We start from the raw sequence: 19,448 nt of genomic DNA, 5'->3' as shown, positions 1-19,448 counted from the left end.
GTCCTTCGGTGGACTACCCGCCCAGGAAGCCGACGATGCCGTCCGCGATGCCCTGGGCGGCCTTCTGCCGCCACTCCGGACTGGTCAGCAGCGCCGCGTCCTTGCTGTCGCGCATGTTGCCGCACTCGACGAACACCTTGGGCTGCGTCGAGAGGTTGAGGCCGCCGAGGTCGTCGCGGACGACCAACCCCGTGCCGCCGCCGAGGTAGTTGGCGGGGGCGGAGCCGGTGGTGCGGGCGAAGTTCCCGGCGATCCGCTCGCCGAGGGTCCGGGACGGGCCGACGATCGCCGCGGTGTCCGCCGCGCCGCGCTTGACCTTTGCCGGGAGGATGACGTGGTAGCCGCGGCTGCCCTCGGAGACGCCGTCCGCGTGGACGGAGACCACGGCGTCGGCCTTCGCCCCGTTGCCGATGCGGGCGCGTTCGTCGATGCAGGGGCCCCAGGGGCGTTCGCCGTCGTGCGTGAACACCACCTTCAGGCCCCTGGCTTCGAGGACCGTGCGCAGCCGGCGCGACACGTCGAGGGTGAACTCCGCTTCCATGTAGCCGGAGTTGGTGGTGGTGCCGGTGGCGTCGCACTCCTTGGTGGTGGTGCCGATGTCCACCTTCTTGTTGATCTCGGTGGAGTGCTTGAAGTTGCCGGTGTTGTGTCCGGGGTCGATCACGACGGTCTTGCCGCTGAGGGCGTTGCCGGCGGAGGTCCCGGGCGTCGTGGCGGCTGAGGCGGAGGCGGCCGGCGATGCGGGCGGGGTGAGCGAGGCGTTCGTGGCGCCGGCCGCCGGCATCACGATCCGCGGCGGCCGGGCGTCGTCGGCCCCGGCCCCGGTGGCCACCTGGACCAGGACCCACCCGGCCAGGGCGGTCGGGGCGAGGACGGCCGCCGCGACGGCCAGGGAGGAGCGGCGCGCGAACCGTCGCCGGTCCGGGCTGACCGCGGAGGCGGACTCGGGGGGCGGGGGGCTGTCGTCGTCGTAGCGCACGTCGCGAGCCTAGACCGGCCGCCCGCCGCGGGACGGGCACTGGGCCATCCGAGGGCGCGGTGCGATAGTCCTCACATAGGCCCGGACGGGCGGTCCGCCCGGGCCCCGCCCTCCGGCCCGCCGTGGAGCCCGGGGTCCCGCCCGGGGGCTACAGGCCCGGGCCGGTGCGGCGCAGGACGCGCAGGGAGTCGGTCACCGAGACCTCCTCGAAGGCGCCGGAGGCCATCGCGCGCAGGTAGATCCGGTACGGGGCCTGGCCGCCGTCGGCCGGGTCCGGGAACACGTCGTGGATGACGAGCGTGCCGCCCTCGGCGAGGTGCGGGACCCAGCCCTCGTAGTCGCCGGTGGCGTGCTCGTCGGTGTGGCCGCCGTCGATGAAGACGAAGCCGAGCTTGCCGCCCCAGGCCGCGGCGACCTGCGGGGAACGGCCCACGATCGCGATGACGTGCTCCTCCAGGCCGGCTCGGTGCAGGGTGCGGCGGAAGGTGGGCAGGGTGTCCATCAGGCCGACCTCCGGGTCCACGACGGACGGGTCGTGGTACTCCCAGCCGGGCTGCTGCTCCTCGCTGCCGCGGTGGTGGTCGACCGTGATCGCGCTCACGCCGGCCTCGCGGGCGGCGTCGGCCAGCAGGATCGTGGAGCGCCCGCAGTACGTCCCCACCTCCAGCAGCGGCAGACCCAGGGTCGCCGCCGCGGCTGCGGCGCCGTACAGGGCGAGTCCCTCGGTCGCGGGCATGAACCCCTTGGCGGCCTCGAAGGCGGCGAGGGTCTCCGGCTTGGGGGTGGCGGGGGCCATGGGTTCCTCCTGAGCTGCGCGTGAGCGGCCCATGCTGCCCTACCGCCCGGTAGGACGTCACGGCCGGGTCGGCCGGGTCGGCCGGGTCGGTCGGTGCGTGCGGCTAGACCGGCTGTACCGAGGCCGCGCGGGCCGGAACGGGCTCCGGATGCGGCTCCCGGTCCGGGGTCGGCTGGAGCAGCATGGAGGCCGCGTGGTCCACGAGATGCCGTAGGACCGGCAGGTACTGGCCGTCCCCGCCCAGTACGCCGAGAATGCGATGGGCGTCGGCCCGGAAGGCGTCGAGGTCCGCCCGGTAGCGGTGGAGCAGTGCCGGGGAGAGCAGCGTCCGGGTGAGTTCCGTACGGGCCGGAACGGAATTCCGGGCGGCGCCGCACAGGGCGAGGATGCGTTCCCGGGCGGCGGTGCCGGGGGAATCCTCCAGGGCGCAGGTCAGCAGGTAGGTGGCCGTCCCGTTGAGGAGGTCCTCATTGCGGCCGGTGAGGATGTCCTCCTGGTCGTTGAATATTTGCCAGAGTATGCCGAAGACGTAGCCGAACTCGCGCCAGAGCGCCACTCTCCTGCTGTCGGAGCCGGCCAATATCGCGGCCATGGCCGTGATCATCGAGAATGGCCCGCCGGATTTCCCGCGGTAGCCGGTGATGACCGAGCGGGGGGTGGCGCTGGCGGGGTCGGTGCCCATGTCGGCCAGCTGGCCCTCGGCGCCCACGGCCCAGCCGGTTGCGATCTCGGCCGTGAGCAGGCCGTGCACGGCCGCCGGCACCGGCAGCGACCGGACGATCCGGAGCGGCAGGACGGTGCCGGTGAGGGTTGAGGCCACCAGGGCCTCGTTCCGGTCGAGGGCCGGGGGTGGGACGGGGTGTGGGGAGACCTGTCGGGCGTGGGGGTGGGCGTCGGCGTCGGCCAGGTCGTCGAGATAGCAGGCCGAGGTCCACCACAGCACGTGCAGGGCGGCCAGCGGGACGGCGGGGGCGGGATTTCCCGTTTCGATTCCGTGCACCAGCATCGGGAGCACGGAGAGCGGATGCCGCAGCTTTTGATGGCGCAGGAGTTTGGTGACCGCGCTCTTGGCGGCGCTCTTCGTCGTACCCGCGTCGGACGCGGGGACGAGTCCCGCGATGGCGGCCTGTATTTCCGCCTCGATGTCCAGTGATACCTGGCGGTGCAGATCCGCGTACGTCATGGAATTCACGGGTGATTTCCGTCCTGGAGTTGAATTATAGGGGGTGGCGGAACGCCCCAGATTCGATCATTCGGGGCGGAGGTCAGCTAGAGCGTTTTTCGGACGTGGCCGGTTCCTGGCGGTCGTCGCGCGACCCTGTCATCTGACCTTCCGTCAGAATGAAACGTGTTCTACTCTGCCCGCGATCAGGGACCGCCGGGCGCCCGCGCCCGGGCCGGCGCCGACCGGGGGACGTGGAGAGGCGGCAGGGATCCGCATGGGCATCGCCATCACGCAGGAACAGCGGGACCTCGCAGAAGCCGTACGCGGCTGGGCGGCCCGGACCGTGCCGCCCGAGGAGGTCCGCAAACTCCTCGACAGCCCGCCCCGGACCGGGGTCCGGCCCGCCTGGTGGGACGCGCTCGCCGCCTCCGGGCTGCTCGCACCCCACCTCGACGGCGGCTCCCTCCTCGACCTGGCCGTCGCCGTCGAGGAGGCCGGCCGGGCCGCGCTGCCCGGGCCGTACCTGCCCGGCGCCCTGGCCTCCGCCCTGCTCCAGCGGGCCGGAGCGGCCGGACCCGCGGGCGCGCTCGCCGACGGCACCCGGATCGGGGCCGTCGCCCTCGGGCCCGGCACCCTGACCGCCACCCCCGCGCCCGGCGGCGGGTACCTGCTCGACGGGCTCGCGCCGCCCGTGCTCGGCGCCGGGGAAGCCGACCTGGTGCTGCTCGCCGCGGCGCCCGCCGAGGCCATGGCACCCGCCGATGTGGCGGCACCCGCCGAGGCCGGCGCGCCGGCCGCCGTCGGCGACGGGGGTCCCGGCGGCATCTCCTGGTTCGCCGTGGACGCCGCCGCGCTGGAGATCCGTACGCACGCCGCCGCCGACCCGACCCGGCCCACCGCCGAGGTCCGGGCGCGCGCCGTCGCCGTACCGCCCGACCGCCGCCTCGACCTGGACGGGGACCTGGTCCGGGACCTGGCCTGCGCCCTGTTCGCCGCCGACGCCTGCGGCACCGCCGCCTGGGCCCTGCACACGGCCACCGCGTACGCCAAGGTCAGGGTGCAGTTCGGCCGGCCCATCGGACGGTTCCAGGCGGTCAAGCACCTGTGCGCCGACATGCTGGTCCGCCTGGAGCAGGCCCGGGCCCTGGCCTGGGACGCGGCCCGGGCCGCGGACGGGCCCGCCGGGCCGCGCTCCCTCACGGCCGCGCTCGCCGCCGGGACCGCGCTGGACGCCGCGTACTCGTGCGCAAAGGACTGCATCCAGGTGCTCGGCGGGATCGGCTTCACCTGGGAGCACGACGCGCACGTCCACCTGCGGAGGGCCCTCGCCGCCCGGCAGCTCCTCGGCCCCGGCGACGAGCACCGGCTGCGGGCCGTGCGGCTGGCGTCCGCGGGGGTCCGGCGCGAGCTCAGGCTGGAGCTGCCGGAGCAGGCCGAGGCGTACCGGCCCGCCGCCCGCCGCGCCGCCGAGGCCGCGCGCGGCCAGGACCCGGCCGCGGCCCGCCGGACCCTGGCGCCCACCGGCTACGCGGCCCCGCACCTGCCGCCCCCGTACGGACTCGGTGCCGGACCGGTCGAGCAGCTCGTCGTCCAACAGGAGCTGGCCCGGGCCGGGGTGCGGCTCGCCGACCTCGGGATCGCCACCTGGGTGGTGCCCTCGCTGCTCGCCTACGGGACCCCCGAGCAGCAGGAGCGCTACCTCCTGCCGACGCTGCGCGGGGACACCGCCTGGTGCCAGCTCTTCTCCGAACCGGGCGCGGGCTCGGACCTGGCCGGGCTGCGGACCAGGGCCGAGCGGTCGGAGGAGGACGGCTCCTGGCGGATCAACGGACAGAAGGTGTGGACGAGTTCCGCGCACACCGCCGACTTCGGGATCCTGCTGGCCCGCACGGACCCGGACGCGCCCAAGCACCGGGGGCTCGGCTACTTCGTCGTCGACATGCGCCGCACCCCCGGCATCGACGTGCGCCCGCTGCGGGAGATCACCGGCGAGTCCCTCTTCAACGAGGTCTGGTTCGACGATGCCGTCCTGCCCGCGGACGCCCTGGTCGGGGCCGCCGGCGACGGCTGGAAGGTCGCCCGCAACACCCTCGGCAACGAACGCGTCCACATGGCCGACCAACTGGCCTTCGCCTCCGGCGTCGAGGCCCTCCTCGACCGGGCCGCCGGACTCGGCGAGGCCCACCGCGCCCGCATCGGTGCCCTCGCGGCCGAGGCCCACGCCCTCGCCTGCATGGGGCTGCGCACCACGCTCCAGCAGGTGTCCGGGCTGGAGCCGGGCGCGGGCGCGTCCGTGCGCAAGCTCGTGCAGACCCCGCACCAGCAGCGGACCGCGGAGCTCGCCCTCGAACTGCTGGGCCCGGCGGGCGCGGTACGGGAGGGCGCGGGGGAGCGGGCGGTGCACGAGCTGCTGATGTCCCGCTGCCTGACCATCGCCGGCGGCACCACCCAGGTCCAGCTCAACGTCGTCGCCGAGCGGATCCTCGGCCTGCCCAGGGACTGAACGACACGGACGGACGCGCGGACGGATCCGAACGGACTCGAAGGAGCTGAGGGGCATGAAGTCGTACGTCGTGGGCGTCGGCATGACGCGGTTCGAGAAGCCGGAGTCCCGGGACTGGCAGTACTGGGACATGGCGAAGGAGGCGGGCGCGGCGGCGCTCGCGGACGCGGGCATCGGCTACGAACAGGTCGAGCAGGTGCCGGTGGGCTACTGCTTCCAGGCCTCGACGGCCGGCCAGCGGGCCGCGTACGGGCTCGGGCTGACCGGCGTCCCGGTCTACAACGTGAACAACAACTGCGCGACGGGGGCCACCGCGCTGATGATGGCCCGGCAGTTCGTGGCCGGCGGCCTCGCCGACTGCGTGCTCGCGCTCGGCTTCGAGAAGATGAAGAAGGGCGCCCTCGGCGGCGGCGCCGACGGCGGCGACTTCGCCACCTCGCCGGTCGCCCGCCACTACGGGATCATGGCCGCCCGGCACGGCTTCGCCGTGTCGCCGCCCACCGCCCAGATCTTCGGCAACGCCGCCCGCGAGCACATGGAGCGGTACGGGACGACGCCCGCGCAGCTCGCGGCGGTCGGGGCGAAGAACCACCGGCACTCCGTGAACAACCCGAACGCCCAGTTCCAGGACGCGTACACGGTCGAGGAGGTCCTCGCCGCGAAGCCGATCCACCCGCCGCTGACCCGGCTGCAGTGCTCGCCGACCTCGGACGGGGCCGCGGCGGCGGTGGTCGTCTCCGAGCGGTTCCTCGTCCGCCACGGGCTGCACGCCAGGGCGGTGGAGATCGCCGGCCAGGCCATGGCGACGGACACCCCCGAGTCCTTCGGCTCCGGATCCTGCATCGATGTCGTCGGCAAGCCGATGAGCACGGCCGCGGCCCGGCAGGCGTACGCGGCCTCCGGCCTCGGCATCGAGGACGTCGACGTGATCGAGCTGCACGACTGCTTCTCCGTGAACGAGCTCCTGACGTACGAGGCGCTCGGCATGTGCGCGGACGGCGACTCCGGGCGGCTCGTCGAGTCCGGGGCGACGACGTACGGCGGCCGGTGGGTGGTCAACCCGTCCGGCGGTCTGATCTCCAAGGGGCACCCGCTGGGCGCCACGGGTCTCGCGCAGGCCGCGGAACTGGTGTGGCAGCTGCGCGGCGAGGCCGGCGCGCGGCAGGTCGGCGGGGCGCGGGTGGGCCTCGCCCACAACATCGGCCTGGGCGGGGCGGTGGTGGTGACGCTCCTGCGCCGCGACACCTGAGCGCCGCGGGGTGTGCGGTGCAGGACCTGCGGGCCGTCCGTGGCCGGTCGCGCAGTTCCGGGCGCCCCTGACGGGCGCGGCACCCCGCCGGTCTTCCCGTGCCCGCTCAGGAGCCGGTGCGCAGGGCCGGGTCCACCACGGTCTCGCCCTGCGCCGCCCGGCGGATCGCCTCCGCCAGGTCGTCCGGCGGGCCGTCGCGCAGGACCAGGCCCGAGGCGCCGGAGGCGAGGACCGCGTCCAGCAGTCCGGGGTGGGCGGAGCCGGTGGTGACCAGGACGCGGCACTCCGGGTCGTCCGCCATCACCTCGGCCACCGCCGGGACGTCGTCCACCACGGCCACCGCCGGGCGTTCCAGCGGGGAGGACACCACCTCGATGTCCGGTTGGAGCCCCAGGAGGACCGCCAGGGCCGGGTCGGGCGGCCAGAGCAGGACCCGCAGGGAGCGGGACGGGCGGTGCGATCGGGGCATTTCGTCCACCCGGTCAGGGTAGGCGACGGGTGGCCGGACGTCGGGCAGGACGCTTCACCCGAAGGAATCTGACGCGATGTCAGGAGCCTTCACAAGTGCTGGGGCGTGCGTTATACATTCCCTCACCGGTTTCTGGAACGCGTTCTAGAACGGGCGGCCGGGGGCAGTGGCCCCGACGCCTCACGGAGCGTTCCGGACCGGCCCGCACACGACCTCGGTGCGGCCGACGGTGCGGACGACCGCACCGAGGTCTTCCACGGACAAGGGAGCAGCACCCTCATGCCGATCGATGCCGCCAGGGCCCTGGCCGCCGAACCCCGCCTCGGGGACATCGCCTGGGACCACAAGGACATCCAGCTCTACCACCTCGGCCTCGGGGCCGGGATCCCGGCCACCGACCCCGACGAGCTGCGCTACACCCTGGAGTCCCGGCTGCACGTCCTCCCCAGCTTCGCGACCGTCGCCGGCGCCGGCATGGCCATGCTGGGCGGTCTCGCCGCACCCGGGATCGACGTGAACCTCGCCTCCGTCCTGCACGGCGGCCACTCCATCGAGCTGCACCGGCCCATCCCGGTCGAAGGACGCGCCCGGTCCAGCAGCAAGGTCGCCGCCGTCTGGGACAAGGGCAAGGCCGCGGTCATCGTGCTGCGCTCCGAGGTCGCCGACGCCGACGGCCCGTTGTGGACCAGCGACGCACAGATCTTCGTCCGCGGCGAGGGCGGCTTCGGCGGCGACCGCGGTCCCTCCGCCCGCTCCGAGACCCCCGAACGGGAGCCCGACCGGGTCGAGGAGCGGCGCATCCGCGAGGAGCAGGCGCTGCTGTACCGGCTCTCGGGCGACTGGAACCCGCTGCACGCCGATCCGGAGTTCGCCAAGCTGGCCGGCTTCGACCGGCCCATCCTGCACGGCCTGTGCTCGTACGGGATGACCCTCAAGGCGGTCGTCGACACCGTGCTCGGCGGGGACGTGTCCCGGGTCCGCGCCTACCGCACCCGCTTCGCCGGGATCGTCTTCCCCGGGGAGACCCTGCGGATCCGGATGTGGCAGGAGCCGGGCCGGGTCCGGGTCGAGGTGGGCGCCGCGGACCGGGACGACGCGCCGGTCCTCGCCGACACGGTCGTCGAGCACGTCTGACCGCCGGGAACGCCCGACCCCCGACCCCGACCCGCGAAGCCGTAGCCCCGAAGCCCCGAAGCCCCGAAGCCCCAAGCCCGCGAAGCCCGAAGCCAAGGAGCCGCACCGTGCGCGCAGCGCTGCAGAGCGAGATAGGCCAGGACAAGCTGGAAGTCGTCGACGACATGGAGGCCGCGGGCTTCGGCCCCGGGAAGGTCCGGATCCGGATCAGGGCCACCGGCCTGTGCCACTCCGACCTCTCCGCGATGAGCGGCGTCCTGCCGCAGCCCGCCCCCTTCATCCCCGGCCACGAGGGCTCCGGCGAGATCGTCGACGTCGGCGACGGCGTCACCACCCACGCCGTCGGCGACCGGGTCCTGGTCTGCTGGCTGCCGCCGTGCGGGCACTGCCCGGCCTGCCGCCGCGGCCAGGGCCACCTGTGCCTGGAGGCCTTCGGGAACGTCGCCACCCCGAACTTCCGCCGCGCGGGCGGCGGGGACGTCTTCGGCTTCGCCGGTACCGGCACCTTCGCCGAGGAGATGGTCGTCCCGGCCGCCTGCGCCGTCAAGATCCCCGACGACCTGCCGTACGACATCGCCGCCCTGATCGGCTGCGGGGTGACCACCGGGCTCGGCGCGGCCATCAACACCGCCAAGGTGGAGGCCGGCTCCTCGGTCGCGGTCATCGGCTGCGGCGGCGTCGGCATCTCCGTCGTCCAGGGGGCCAAGGTGCAGGGCGCGGCGCAGATCGTCGCCGTCGATCCGGTGGAGTCGCGGCGCGAGGCGGCGCTCCGCTTCGGGGCGACGGAGGCGGTCGCGCCCGAGGCCTTCGCCGACGCCCGGAACCGGATCACGGCCGGCGAGGGCTTCGACCACGTCTTCGAGGTCGTCGGCAAGTCGGCCACCGTGCGGACCGCGTACGAGATGACCCGGCGCGGCGGCTCGGTCGTCGTGGTCGGCGCCGGCGCCCTCGACGACGACTACTCGATCAACATGTTCTCGCTGTTCTTCGACGAGAAGAAGATCCTGCCGTCCATGTACGGGGGCGGGGACGTGCTGCGGTCGTACGAGCGGACCATCGCCCTGTGGCGGGCCGGACGGGTGGACCTGGCGGGCCTGATCACGCACCGGGTGCAGCTCGGCGAGATCAACGACGCCCTGGACCAGATGCGCACCGGGGTCGCCCTGCGCACCTGCATCGACATCTGAGAGGAACCCCGCACATGACGCTCCCACTGGAGGGACTGTCCGCCATCGTCACCGGCGCCGCCCGCGGGCTCGGCCGGGCCGAGGCGGTCGAGCTGGCCCGGCTCGGCGCGAGCGTGGTCGTCAACGACTTCGGGCAGCCCGGCCGCGACGGCTCCGGCGAGGCCTCCGCCGGGCCGGCGCAGGAGGTCGCCGAGGAGATCCGGGCCGCGGGCGGGCAGGCGGTCGCGCACACCGGCGACGTCGCCGACTTCGGGCAGGCGCGCGCACTCGTCGAGCTGGCGGTGAGCAGCTTCGGCAAGCTCGACGTCCTCGTCAACAACGCGGGCATCCTGCGCGACCGGATGGTGTTCTCGATGTCCGAGGAGGAATGGGACTCGGTGATCCGGGTCCACCTCAAGGGCCACTTCAACACCACCCACTTCGCGGCCGTGCACTGGCGCGAACGGTCGAAGGCGGCGGGCGGCCCGGTACACGGCCGGATCGTCAACACCTCCTCCGAGGCCTTCCTCGGCGGCTCGGCCGGGCAGCCGAACTACGCGGCGGCCAAGGGCGGCATCGTCGGCCTGACCACCTCGACCGCCCTGGCCCTGGCGAAGTACGGCGTGACGGCCAACGCCATCTGCCCGCGGGCCCGGACCCGCATGACGCAGGACGTCTTCGCCGGCTTCCGGGAGCCGCAGGACGGCGGGCTCGACCCGCTCGCCCCCGAGCACGTCTCCCCGCTCGTCGGCTACCTGGCCTCGCCGGCCGCGGCCGGGGTCAACGGGCAGCTGTTCGTCGTCCACGGCGGGATGGTGGCCGTCATGGAGCGCCCCAAGGTGGCGGCGAAGTTCGACACCGCCAAGGAGGCCTTCTCGTACGAGGAGCTGCACGCCCTCCTCACCCCGCACTACGCGGCGCGCCCGGCGAACGAGACCTTCGCCGCGCCCGAGGTGCTGGGCCTGGCACGCGGCTAGCGCGGCCCCAACCCGCCGCCAGCCGCCCGCCACCCGCCCCCGCCCCGCCCGGGTCAGACCCGGGCGGGCTGCGCGAGCGGCGCCTGCGCGAGCGGCGCCTGCGGGACGGGCGCCTGCTGGAGCGGTGCCTGCTGGAGCGGCACCGGGCGGGGTGCGACCGGTGCCGGCGTCGGTTCGTGCCGGACCGGGGCCGGCGGCGCCGGCGGCATCGTCAGCCGGGCGATCCCGCACGGCACGTCGGGGGTGGCGTACGGCAGGTGCAGCCGCCCCTCGGGGCTCCACAGCCCGGTGCCGAGCCAGCCGACGGGCGCGGGCAGCCGGAAGACGCGCCGGTCGGCGGGCCGCCACAGGCCGAGCGCGCCGTCCTCCGTCCGCAGCGCGACCGCACAGGTCTCCGGCATCAGGGCCTGGCCCGGCTGGACCGCGAACGGGACCGCGGCCCCGCCGCGCAGGCACTCCGGGAACCGGACGGGCAGGGAGCTGCCCAGGACGCCCCAGCCCAGGCGGGACGTGCCGGGGGCGTCCGAGCGGATCAGCAGCAACCCGCTGTCGGGGTCGGCCAGCAGCAACCGGTCGTTGCTGCCCTCCGTGATCTGCAGCAGCGGGGAGGCCGCCCCGCTCCCGGCCAGGTCCACCACGACGGCCTTGACGAGGCCGTCCAGCTCCCGGTCCAGGGCCAGCATCAGGCCGTCACGGTCCAGCCAGACGCCGCCCGTGCACCGGCCCGGGATCCTGGCGACCTGCCCGAAGGGGCCGCCGGCCACCCGCCACACCGTGCTCTGCGTGTCCGAGGCGGTCAGGGCGAAGGCGCTCCGCCCGTCCGGCGGCGGGGGCAGCAGGGACACCCGTACGCCCCCGCCGAGGGGCTCCACCGAGCCCAGCGGGAGCTCCCCGGTCCGCGGGCCGGCCCCGGCGCTGCCGGTCGGGTACAGCAGGGCGAAGGCGTGCCGCTGCGCGACCCGGCGGTGGATCAGCACCCGCCCGTCGGCCAGCGGCAGGACCTCGCTGTCCGCCTCCTCGGGCTGGGCCAGCGGCAGCGGCACCGCGTACGGCTCGGGGCCCGCGAGGGTCCAGCGCTCCGGGTAGCGGGCCTCGCCGGCGCCGGCCAGCCGGGCAGCGTACGACCCGTCGGCGGCGATGGTGAAAGGGGCAGCCGTAGTGATCTCGATGGCACAGACAGTCATCCGTGCGTCACCTCCGGTGAGGAAGCTAGTTTTCGCGTTTCCGGGCGGACAATGCGACCCCCGGTGCTTCACACGTACGGGTGGCCACCCGGCGGTTCTGCGGTGGTGGAAGGGGAGCGTGTGCCTGTGCGCGCGGCCGTGCGCGTTCCCGCGCGGCGCGGCGGTGCCGGGGTGCGGGCGGGGGCGGGCCGGGCGGACTCCCGCCGTCCCGCACGGACGGTAGCCTTGGCCTGTGCCACGTCTCTCTGAAGTCATCGCCGCGCTGGACGCTCTCTGGCCCCCCTCGCGGGCCGAGCAGTGGGACGCGGTCGGAACCGTCTGCGGCGACCCCGATGCCGAGGTCACCCGGGTCCTGTTCGCCGTCGACCCCGTGCAGGAGGTCGTCGACGAGGCGGTGAAGCTGGGCGCCGACCTGCTCGTCACCCACCACCCCCTCTACCTGCGCGGCACCACCACGGTGTCGGCCGGCACCTTCAAGGGCCGCGCCGTGCACGCCCTCATCAAGAACGACATCGCGCTGCACGTCGCGCACACCAACGCCGACACCGCCGACCCGGGCGTCTCCGACGCCCTCGCCGGCGCCCTCGACCTGCGCATCACCGGCCCGCTCGTGCCGGACCCGACCGACCCCGAGGGCCGCCGCGGCCTCGGCCGGATCTGCGAACTGGACCACCCCGAGACGCTGCGCGAGTTCGCCGCCCGCGCCGCCGCCCGGCTGCCGCGGACCGCCCAGGGCATCCGCGTCGCCGGCGACCCGGACATGACGATCCGTCGGGTCGCCGTCTCCGGCGGCTCCGGCGACAGCCTGTTCGCGCAGGTCCGGGAGGCCGGCGTGGACGCCTTCGTCACCGCCGACCTGCGCCACCACCCGGCCTCCGAGGCCCGCGAGCAGAGCCCGCTCGCCCTCGTCGACGCCGCCCACTGGGCCACCGAGTGGCCCTGGTGCGAGCAGGCCGCGGCCCAGCTCGACGCCGTCTCGGAGCGCCACGGCTGGGGCCTGCGCACCCACGTCTCGCGCACCGTCACCGACCCCTGGACGGCGCACGCGCCGTCCGCCGACTCCCCGACTACCCCTGGAGCCCCCAACTGAACGCCGAGCCCGCCGACCAGATCCGACTCCTCGACGTCCAGGCGCTGGACCTGCGGCTGTCCCAGCTCGCCCACAAGCGCGCCTCGCTGCCCGAGCACGCCGAGGTCGACTCCCTGACCAAGGACCTGAGTCAGCAGCGCGACCTGCTCGTGGCGGCGCAGACGCAGGCGAGCGACGCCGCCCGCGAGCAGACCAAGGCGGAGCAGGACGTCGACCAGGTCCGCCAGCGCGCGGCCCGCGACCAGCAGCGGCTGGACTCCGGCGTCGGCATGTCGGCCCGCGACCTGTCGAACCTGCAGAGCGAGGTCGTCTCCCTCGCCAAGCGCCAGGCCGACCTGGAGGACGTCGTCCTCGAGGTGATGGAGCGTCTGGAGGCCGCCCAGGAGCGGGTCACCGAGAACACCGAGCGCGTCTCCGCCCTCGAAGCCAAGCTGGCCGACGCCACCGCCCGCCGCGACGCCGCCACCGGCGAGCTCGACGCCGAAGCCGCGAAGGCCACCAAGGACCGCGAGGTCGTCGTCGCGTCCATCCCGGCCGACCTGATGGCCCTGTACGAGAAGATCCGCCTGAAGCAGGGCGGCGTCGGCGCGGCCCGCCTCTACCAGCGCCGCTGCGAGGGCTGCCGCCTGGAGCTCGACATGTCCGAGATCAACGAGATCAAGGCCGCCGCCGCCGACCAGGTGGTCCGGCACGACTCCTGCGGCCGCATCCTGGTCCGTACGGCGGACTCGGGCATCTGATGCCGCGGCTGGTCGTGGAGGCGGACGGCGGTTCCCGGGGCAACCCGGGGCCCGCCGGCTACGGCGCGGTCGTCCTCGACCCGGCGACGGGCGAGACGCTGGCGGAACGCGCCGAGTACATCGGCATCGCCACGAACAACGTGGCCGAGTACAAGGGACTCATCGCCGGCCTCACGGCCGCCCGCGAGCTCGACCCCGACGCGCAGGTCGAGGTCCGGATGGACTCCAAGCTCGTCGTCGAGCAGATGTCGGGCCGCTGGAAGATCAAGCACCCCGACATGAAGCCGCTCGCGGCGGAGGCGGCCCGGATCCTGCCCCGCGCGCAGATCTCGTACGAGTGGATCCCGCGCGAGCAGAACAAGCACGCGGACCGGCTCGCCAACGAGGCGATGGACGCCGGTCGGCAGGGCCGGCAGTGGGAGCCGTCGGCCTCCACGGCCGCCCTGGACACCTCCGCCGCCCGCGCCCTGGCCACCCCGCCGCCGCCGTCCGGGCCGCCCGGGGACGCGGTAGCCGGTGCCGCCGCGGTCCGTGCGGCCCTCGCGACGACGACCCCGTCGGCGGTCGTGGCGCCGTTGGCACCTGAGGCACCTGAGGCACCTGAGGCACCTGAGGCACCCGTGGTGCAACCCGCTGCCGCCGAGCCCTCGAAGGGCGGGACCCAGGGTTGGGGCCCGGACATGGGGCCGCCGGCCACGTTCGTCCTGCTCCGGCACGGCGAAACCGCCCTCACCCCGCAGAAGCGGTTCTCCGGTAGCGGCGGCAGCGACCCCGAACTCTCCCCGGCCGGGCGACGCCAGGCCCACGCCGTGGCCGAGGCGCTGGCCGCCCGCGGCACCATCCAGACCGTCATCAGCTCCCCGCTGCGGCGCTGCCGCGAGACCGCCCAGGCCGTGGCCGACCGCCTCGGCCTCGGCGTGACCGTCGAACAGGGCCTGCGCGAGGTGGACTTCGGCGCGTGGGAGGGCCTGACCTTCGCCGAGGTGCAGGAGCGGTTCCCGGAGGACCTCCAGGCCTGGCTGGACTCCCCGAAGGCCGCCCCCACCGGCGGCGGCGAGAGCTTCGCGGCCGCCACCCGCCGGATCTCGGCCACCCGGGACCGGCTGCTGGCGGCGCACGCAGGGCGTACGGTACTGCTGGTCACGCATGTGACCCCGGTGAAGATCCTTGTTCGGCTGGCCCTCGGGGCCCCGCCGGAGTCCCTGTTCCGGATGGAGCTCTCCGCGGCCTCGCTGACGGCGGTCGCGTACTACGCCGACGGCAACGCCTCGCTCCGCCTCCTCAACGACACGTCCCACCTCCGCTAGGCGGGGCGCTGGCCTGCGGGTGCCCGTGCGGGTGCGGGTGCGGGTGCCGTTGCGCGGAGCCGGCCCCCCACCCCGCCCCTTCCCGAAACCGGCGCCTCCGGCCCCGGGCCCCGTTCCGGGCGCTTCGCGCCCGGTGCGCTCGAACGCCGCGCGGGCTGGATCTGCGGGGGGTCAGTGGATCTGGGTGACGATCACGTCGAGGGACCACGGCCTGCCGGGCTTCGCCGGGGCCTGCGCCTCCACCGCGTAACCCAGGTCCCGCAGGGCCGCGACCAGCTCCGCCGGGTCCGCGGGGACGGCCCCCGCGACCAGCAGGTCCCGCACCAGCCGCCCCTTCGTCGCCTTGTTGAAGTGGCTCACCACGGACCGCTTCTCGACCCCGTCCACCACCTGCGCGTGCAGCACCCGCACGGTCGCCGTGCGCCCCGCCGTCTCGCCCTTCGGCTTCCAGGCCGTCGCGTACGCCGCCGACCGCAGGTCGAGGACCAGGCCGTCCCCGGCGGCTTCGGGCATGACCTCCGCCATCGGCGTCCGCCAGTGCGCGCCGAGCGCGCCCAGCCCGGGCAGTTTCACGCCCATCGAGCAGCGGTAGGAGGGGATGGCGTCCGTGACGCGGACGGCGCCCCACAGCCCGGAGAACACCAGCAGCGACCGCTCGGCCAGGGCCCGTGCCCCGGCCGGCAGGTCCCCGAGTCCCAGCGCGTCGTACAGCACTCCGGTGTACACCTCGCCCGCGGGTCGGGCGGCGGCGGTGCGCAGGCCGGCGTTCTTCGCGACCTCGCCCCGCAGCCCCTCGCTCAGCCCGAGCACCTCGCGGGCCTTGTCCTCGTCCGCGGAGCACAGCTCGACGAGTTCCTCCAGTACGGCCGCCCGCGCAACGGCCAGTCCGGGCAGCGACAGCGTCCCCGCGTCCAGGGGCGCGCCGGAGCCTCCGGCGGCCTTTCCCTCGGACGGCGGCAGCAGCACGAGCACGGCGGTTCTCCTTCTTCACGTACGAGCGCGGGGGTGCGGCCCCGACAAGCCAGCCTAGGCCCTCCCGAACGGACCGTTTCACCGCGCCGGGGCGCACCGGCCGCCCTACGCTCGGGGCATGCCACGCCGCCTGATGCACCTGTCCGACGCGGCCGAGGCCGCCCTGCGCACGGCCCTGCAGCAGCTCCGGGCGGAGCTGGAGGTCCGTACGGAGTTCCCCGCGCCCGTGCTCGCGGCGGCGGAGGCCGCTGCGGCCGCGCCCCGGCTGCCCGATGAGGACGCCACCGACCTGCCGTTCTTCACGATCGATCCGCCGGGTTCGAAGGACCTCGACCAGGCCATGTACCTGGAGCGGCGGCCGGGCGGCGGCTTCCGCGTGCACTACGCCATCGCGGACGTGGCGGCCTTCGTCGCGCCCGGCGATGCGCTGGACGCCGAGGCGCACGAGCGGGTGGAGACGCTGTACTTCCCCGACGGCAAGGTGCCCCTGCACCCTCCGGTGATCTCCGAGGGCGCGGCCAGCCTGCTGCCGGACCGGACCGTTCCGGCCCTGCTGTGGCAGCACGACCTCGACGCGCACGGTGAGGTCACGCACGCGCACGTGCGCCGGGCCCTGGTCCGCAGCCGGGCCAGGCTCGACTACGCGGGCGTCCAGCAGGCCATCGACGCGGGCACGGCCGAGGAGCCGGTGGCCCTGCTGCGCGACATCGGCGGCCTGCGGGAGGCCGTGGAGGTCGCGCGGGGCGGCATCTCGCTGTCCCTGCCGGACCAGGAGGTCACCCTTGAGGACGGGTCGTTCCGGCTGGACTACCGGGCGCAGCTGCCGGTGGACGGCTGGAACGAGCAGATCTCCCTCATGACGGGCATGGCCGCGGCCCGGATCATGCTGGACAGCGGGACCGGCATCCTGCGGACCCAGCCGCCGGCCCCGAACCACGAGGTCACGCGGTTGCGCCTGATCGCCCAGGACCTGGGCATCGACTGGCCGCACCACGTCTCGTACGCGGAGCTGATCCGCCGCCTCGATCCGCAGGACCAGAAGCACGCGGCCTTCCTCAACGAGGCCACCGGCCTGCTGGAGAAGTCGGTCTACACGCCGTTCCGCGACCACCGGGTCCCGGAGCTCACGCTCCATGCGGCGATCGCGGCGCCGTACACGCACTGCACGGCCCCGCTGCGGCGCCTCGTCGACCGGTACGCCGGCGAGTTGTGCGTGGCCGCCTGCGCCGGCCAGGACCCGCCGTCCTGGGTGCTCGCGGCCCTGTACGGCCTGCCGTGCGACATGGCGCGGGGGCAGGGGAACGTGGTGGGCCGACGCTCCGTGGACCTGGCGGAGGCCGCGGTGCTGATGAACCGGGTGGGCGAGGTCTTCGACGCCACGGTCGTCAACACCGACGTGGAGGAGAAGCCGTCGAAGCCGAACGAGGGCACGGTGCACATGGCGGAGCCCGCCGTGATCGGCAGGGTCACGGCGGGCTCCGCCCTCGTGCTGGGGTCGAGCGTCCGGGTCACCCTGAAGCGGGCCGACCCTTCGTTCTCCGGCCGGCACAAGATCCTGTTCAGCCTGCCCTAGCGGGTTCCCGGCCGCCGCGCACCGCGGCGACGACCGCTGCCGGGTCGTCGGCGTGGAAGCGGACGGTACGGGCGTGCGCGCGGGCGCCGAGCGGCCGGGTGAACGCGAGGGGGCGGGTCAGTTCCAGGGTCACGGTGGTCTGGCTGCCGACGATCAGGTCCAGCACCCCGTCCTCGGAGAGGGTGACCAGCCGTCCTTCCGGGTAGCGGCGGTCGACCCGGACCGCGGCCACCGCGTCGGGCGGGACGACCAGGTCGAACAGGGCGCCGTAGCGGATCCGCAGGGTGCCGTCGCCGTGGACGACGTGCGGCCGGGTCACGCAGGCGGCGTGCAGGGCGAGCAGCAGCAGCACCCCGTAGACGTCGAGGACGAGGACCACGCGGTGCACGGCCGGCCACGGGATGACGAGCGCCAGCGCGACGGTCTCGACGACCGACACGAACAGGAAGCCGTACATCATGGCGGTCTGGGGCCCGGTGTAGCGGGCGGCGAGGTCCCCGGCCGCCACGCCGTGCGGCGGGCGGCGCAGCGCCCACCGTACGAGCGAGGCCGTGGCCCGCAGCTCGTGGAGCAGCAGCCGGCGTGCGGCGGCGGGCACCGCGGCCCGTACGGCGGCCCGCGCGGCGTCGCCGGGGCGGGCGCCGCGGGCCCGCTCGGCGGCGTACAGCGAGCGCAGCACCCACGCCTCGAACAGCAGCACGGCGGCGACGAGCGCCTCGGCCGTGCCGGTCACCCAGCCGGGCGGCCGCACCCCGGCGGCGAGGACCAGCACCAGCAGCAGTTCGCCGGGTACCACCGCGCCGGCCGCGATCCGTGCCGCGCGTATCCGCCTCATGCCCGTCCCCTCTGCGTGAACGCTTCCATCACGAGCCGGACGACGGCTGCCTGGGCGGGGGCGTACTCCGCGAGCAGCGCATCGGTGAAGCCCGGCGCGAGGACCGGTCCGCCGCTCCTCGGGATCGCGTCGAACACCTCGTCGGGGACGGCGGCGACCAGGTCGGCGGCGAGCGGGGCGATCCGCGGGTCGTCGACGGGCGCGTCGGCGAGGTCGTCGAGGCGTCGGTACAGGTCGAGGACGGCCGGGTCGGCGGCCAGCGGGCCGAGCGCGGCGTACAGTTCGGCGCCGCCGGCGCCGGCCGTGTCGAGCAGGGTCAGGTGCTCGCGGTCGAGGGCGGCGGACGCCGACCCGGTCTCGGGGGCCCGGGCGAGCAGCTCGGCGAGGGCCGGGGAGACGGGCTCGGTCGCGCCGGGCGGTGCGGCGCGCAGTGCGGCGAGCCGGAGCCGGCGCTCCCGGACGGCGGTCTCCTGCCGGGCCAGGTCGGCGTCGAGCTCCTCCAGTACCTCCTGCAGGTCGCGCCCGGCGTCATCCGCGAGGACGTCGCGGACCTCGTCCAGGCCGAGGCCGAGCTCGGTGAGCCGGCGGACGCGGGCGAGCAGCACGGCGTCGCGGACGCTGTACACCCGGTATCCGTTGGGTCGGCGCTCCGGTTCCGGGAGCAGTCCGACGTGGTGGTAGTGCCGGATCGCGCGGGTGGTGACCCCGACGAGTGCGGCGATCTCTCCGATCCTCATGCGGCCAGTAGAAACCCTGCCGCTGCGGCAAGGTCAAGCGCCGCCGCGACGGCGGGTAGCATGGTCGTTCGCAGAACAACGCCGGCGGACGGCCGCGTCGGGGCTCCGGCCCCGCCGAGGAACGTCCGGGCTCCACAGGGCAGGGTGGTGGGTAACGCCCACCCGGGGTGACCCGCGGGACAGTGCCACAGAAAACAGACCGCCGGGGGCTTCGGCTCCCGGTAAGGGTGAAACGGTGGTGTAAGAGACCACCAGCGCCTGGGGTGACCCAGGCGGCTAGGTAAACCCCACTCGGAGCAAGGTCAAGAGGAGTCGTCTCCGGACGGCTCTGCGCGGACGATCGAGGGCTGCCCGCCCGAGTCCGCGGGTAGACCGCACGAGGCCGGTGGCAACACCGGTCCTAGATGGATGGCCGTCTCCCCGGCGATCGCGAGGTCGCCGGGTGACAGAACCCGGCGTACAGCCGGCGTCGTTCTGCACCTGATACGGGTCGGGGGGGGGGGGGGGGGGGGGGGGGGGGGGGGGAGGGGGGGGGGGGGGGGGGGGGGAGGGGGGGGGGGGGGGGGGGGAGG

17 protein-coding genes and 1 other RNA gene are annotated in these 19,448 nt (G+C 74.8%); 10 read left to right on the top strand and 8 right to left on the bottom strand.

What is annotated here, in order from left to right; genetic code table 11:
• Positions 1-13: 13 nt before the first annotated feature.
• The 3 genes from ACZ4VL_RS33645 to ACZ4VL_RS33635 all read right to left on the bottom strand — a co-directional run bounded on the left by ACZ4VL_RS33645 (position 14) and on the right by ACZ4VL_RS33635 (position 2,958).
• The gene (locus ACZ4VL_RS33645; protein ID WP_468207764.1) at positions 14-979 is read right to left on the bottom strand and encodes an N-acetylmuramoyl-L-alanine amidase; all 966 of its coding nucleotides are present in this window, start codon (positions 977-979) and stop codon (positions 14-16) included.
• Positions 980-1,127: 148 nt separating this feature from the next.
• Positions 1,128-1,775 (bottom strand): class I SAM-dependent methyltransferase, encoded by a 648-nt coding sequence (locus ACZ4VL_RS33640; protein WP_361083510.1) that lies wholly within the window; start codon positions 1,773-1,775, stop codon positions 1,128-1,130.
• Positions 1,776-1,878: 103 nt separating this feature from the next.
• On the bottom strand, positions 1,879-2,958 hold the full coding sequence (locus tag ACZ4VL_RS33635; RefSeq protein WP_468207799.1) for a polyprenyl synthetase family protein: 1,080 nt from the start codon (positions 2,956-2,958) through the stop codon (positions 1,879-1,881).
• Between the two features lie 256 nt (positions 2,959-3,214).
• Between ACZ4VL_RS33635 and ACZ4VL_RS33630 the strand changes: the two genes are divergently transcribed.
• Entirely contained in the window at positions 3,215-5,443 is a 2,229-nt protein-coding gene (locus ACZ4VL_RS33630) for an acyl-CoA dehydrogenase family protein (protein WP_468207761.1), read from the top strand.
• A 55-nt stretch (positions 5,444-5,498) separates the two neighbouring features.
• A complete protein-coding gene (locus ACZ4VL_RS33625) occupies positions 5,499-6,692 on the top strand; it encodes a thiolase C-terminal domain-containing protein (RefSeq protein WP_468207758.1) in 1,194 nt (397 codons plus the stop codon).
• A 106-nt stretch (positions 6,693-6,798) separates the two neighbouring features.
• Here the strand turns inward: ACZ4VL_RS33625 and ACZ4VL_RS33620 are convergent, their stop codons facing one another.
• A complete protein-coding gene (locus ACZ4VL_RS33620) occupies positions 6,799-7,161 on the bottom strand; it encodes a response regulator (protein WP_452960344.1) in 363 nt (120 codons plus the stop codon).
• 279 nt (positions 7,162-7,440) lie between these two features.
• On the opposite strand from ACZ4VL_RS33620, the gene ACZ4VL_RS33615 reads away from it, so the two are divergent.
• From ACZ4VL_RS33615 to ACZ4VL_RS33605, 3 genes are all read left to right on the top strand, one after another.
• Positions 7,441-8,295, top strand: coding sequence for a MaoC/PaaZ C-terminal domain-containing protein (locus ACZ4VL_RS33615; RefSeq protein ID WP_468207755.1), 855 nt, complete (start codon positions 7,441-7,443; stop codon positions 8,293-8,295).
• A gap of 107 nt (positions 8,296-8,402) precedes the next feature.
• The gene (locus ACZ4VL_RS33610; protein ID WP_468207752.1) at positions 8,403-9,482 is read left to right on the top strand and encodes a Zn-dependent alcohol dehydrogenase; all 1,080 of its coding nucleotides are present in this window, start codon (positions 8,403-8,405) and stop codon (positions 9,480-9,482) included.
• Between the two features lie 14 nt (positions 9,483-9,496).
• Positions 9,497-10,438 carry a 3-oxoacyl-ACP reductase gene (locus ACZ4VL_RS33605; RefSeq protein ID WP_468207749.1) on the top strand — a complete coding sequence of 314 codons (942 nt, stop codon included), beginning with the start codon at positions 9,497-9,499 and terminating at the stop codon, positions 10,436-10,438.
• A gap of 53 nt (positions 10,439-10,491) precedes the next feature.
• Here ACZ4VL_RS33605 and ACZ4VL_RS33600 read toward each other — a convergent pair whose 3' ends face one another.
• Complete coding sequence (locus ACZ4VL_RS33600) at positions 10,492-11,622, bottom strand: hypothetical protein (protein ID WP_468207747.1); 1,131 nt, start codon at positions 11,620-11,622, stop codon at positions 10,492-10,494.
• A gap of 232 nt (positions 11,623-11,854) precedes the next feature.
• Between ACZ4VL_RS33600 and ACZ4VL_RS33595 the strand changes: the two genes are divergently transcribed.
• Genes ACZ4VL_RS33595 through ACZ4VL_RS33585 form a run of 3 tightly spaced genes read left to right on the top strand, consistent with a single transcriptional unit; the run spans position 11,855 to position 14,759 of the window.
• Positions 11,855-12,712 carry a Nif3-like dinuclear metal center hexameric protein gene (locus tag ACZ4VL_RS33595; RefSeq protein ID WP_468207744.1) on the top strand — a complete coding sequence of 286 codons (858 nt, stop codon included), beginning with the start codon at positions 11,855-11,857 and terminating at the stop codon, positions 12,710-12,712.
• Positions 12,709-13,452 carry a zinc ribbon domain-containing protein gene (locus ACZ4VL_RS33590; RefSeq protein WP_468207797.1) on the top strand — a complete coding sequence of 248 codons (744 nt, stop codon included), beginning with the start codon at positions 12,709-12,711 and terminating at the stop codon, positions 13,450-13,452. Before ACZ4VL_RS33595 ends, ACZ4VL_RS33590 begins: the two co-directional genes overlap by 4 nt.
• Entirely contained in the window at positions 13,452-14,759 is a 1,308-nt protein-coding gene (locus ACZ4VL_RS33585; protein WP_468207741.1) for a bifunctional RNase H/acid phosphatase, read from the top strand. The genes ACZ4VL_RS33590 and ACZ4VL_RS33585 overlap by 1 nt, the downstream gene beginning before the upstream one ends.
• A 171-nt stretch (positions 14,760-14,930) precedes the next feature.
• On the opposite strand, the gene yaaA is transcribed toward ACZ4VL_RS33585, so the two are convergent.
• Complete coding sequence (yaaA, locus tag ACZ4VL_RS33580; RefSeq protein ID WP_468207739.1) at positions 14,931-15,731, bottom strand: peroxide stress protein YaaA; 801 nt, start codon at positions 15,729-15,731, stop codon at positions 14,931-14,933.
• 118 nt (positions 15,732-15,849) lie between these two features.
• Here yaaA and ACZ4VL_RS33575 point away from each other — a divergent pair, with 118 nt between their 5' ends.
• A complete protein-coding gene (locus ACZ4VL_RS33575; protein ID WP_468207737.1) occupies positions 15,850-17,304 on the top strand; it encodes an RNB domain-containing ribonuclease in 1,455 nt (484 codons plus the stop codon).
• Here the strand turns inward: ACZ4VL_RS33575 and ACZ4VL_RS33570 are convergent.
• Both ACZ4VL_RS33570 and ACZ4VL_RS33565 read right to left on the bottom strand, forming a co-directional pair.
• A complete protein-coding gene (locus ACZ4VL_RS33570; RefSeq protein ID WP_468207734.1) occupies positions 17,291-18,139 on the bottom strand; it encodes a hypothetical protein in 849 nt (282 codons plus the stop codon). The genes ACZ4VL_RS33575 and ACZ4VL_RS33570 overlap by 14 nt on opposite strands.
• Positions 18,136-18,876 (bottom strand): MerR family transcriptional regulator, encoded by a 741-nt coding sequence (locus tag ACZ4VL_RS33565; RefSeq protein WP_468207731.1) that lies wholly within the window; start codon positions 18,874-18,876, stop codon positions 18,136-18,138. The genes ACZ4VL_RS33570 and ACZ4VL_RS33565 overlap by 4 nt, the downstream gene beginning before the upstream one ends.
• 76 nt (positions 18,877-18,952) lie before the next feature.
• Between ACZ4VL_RS33565 and rnpB the strand changes: the two genes are divergently transcribed.
• Positions 18,953-19,352, top strand: an RNA gene (gene rnpB / locus ACZ4VL_RS33560) — RNase P RNA component class A.
• The last annotated feature ends 96 nt before the right edge of the window (positions 19,353-19,448 follow it).

It is taken from the genome of Streptomyces sp. NPDC029014, from assembly GCF_055564695.1.
Note: the sequence above shows the minus strand (reverse complement) of the source record. Positions and strands in the feature narration are given on the sequence as shown.

Bases quoted from the DNA above. Each gene is read 5' to 3' on its own strand.
- ACZ4VL_RS33575 (WP_468207737.1), top strand. From the start codon at position 15,850: ATGCCACGCCGCCTGATGCACCTGTCCGACGCGGCCGAGGCCGCCCTG.
- ACZ4VL_RS33570 (WP_468207734.1), bottom strand. From the start codon at position 18,139: ATGAGGCGGATACGCGCGGCACGGATCGCGGCCGGCGCGGTGGTACCC.
- ACZ4VL_RS33625 (WP_468207758.1), top strand. From the start codon at position 5,499: ATGAAGTCGTACGTCGTGGGCGTCGGCATGACGCGGTTCGAGAAGCCG.
- ACZ4VL_RS33615 (WP_468207755.1), top strand. From the start codon at position 7,441: ATGCCGATCGATGCCGCCAGGGCCCTGGCCGCCGAACCCCGCCTCGGG.
- ACZ4VL_RS33565 (WP_468207731.1), bottom strand. From the start codon at position 18,876: ATGAGGATCGGAGAGATCGCCGCACTCGTCGGGGTCACCACCCGCGCG.
- ACZ4VL_RS33600 (WP_468207747.1), bottom strand. From the start codon at position 11,622: ATGACTGTCTGTGCCATCGAGATCACTACGGCTGCCCCTTTCACCATC.
- ACZ4VL_RS33640 (WP_361083510.1), bottom strand. From the start codon at position 1,775: ATGGCCCCCGCCACCCCCAAGCCGGAGACCCTCGCCGCCTTCGAGGCC.
- ACZ4VL_RS33585 (WP_468207741.1), top strand. From the start codon at position 13,452: ATGCCGCGGCTGGTCGTGGAGGCGGACGGCGGTTCCCGGGGCAACCCG.
- ACZ4VL_RS33630 (WP_468207761.1), top strand. From the start codon at position 3,215: ATGGGCATCGCCATCACGCAGGAACAGCGGGACCTCGCAGAAGCCGTA.
- ACZ4VL_RS33620 (WP_452960344.1), bottom strand. From the start codon at position 7,161: ATGCCCCGATCGCACCGCCCGTCCCGCTCCCTGCGGGTCCTGCTCTGG.
- ACZ4VL_RS33605 (WP_468207749.1), top strand. From the start codon at position 9,497: ATGACGCTCCCACTGGAGGGACTGTCCGCCATCGTCACCGGCGCCGCC.
- ACZ4VL_RS33635 (WP_468207799.1), bottom strand. From the start codon at position 2,958: ATGACGTACGCGGATCTGCACCGCCAGGTATCACTGGACATCGAGGCG.